Below are 246 nucleotides of genomic sequence, written 5' to 3' on the forward strand. Positions count from 1 at the left end.
GCTGAAAATACGGGCGCAGCACATGGCGTTTGTCCCGCAACATGCTGAGGTCGACGGGGAACTGACCGTTGAGGATATTGTCAGGCTGGGGCGTACGCCCTACCGGAAAACATTCCAGAGAACCACGCGCGACGATGAGGCTGCGGTTGAACAGGCGATTGGCCTGATGCAGTTATGCAGCTTACGCCAGCGGCGATGGCACTCTTTGTCAGGCGGAGAACGACAGCGAAGTCAGATTGCCCGCGC

General features: G+C 58.9%; 1 protein-coding gene. It reads left to right on the plus strand.

Features of this window, described 5'->3' with window-relative positions; genetic code table 11:
* On the plus strand, positions 1–246 hold a 246-nt coding region (locus FLQ03_RS04710; protein WP_144374159.1), incomplete at both ends, for an ATP-binding cassette domain-containing protein.

Source organism: Vogesella urethralis, from assembly GCF_007644045.2.
Lineage (GTDB): Bacteria > Pseudomonadota > Gammaproteobacteria > Burkholderiales > Chromobacteriaceae > Vogesella > Vogesella urethralis.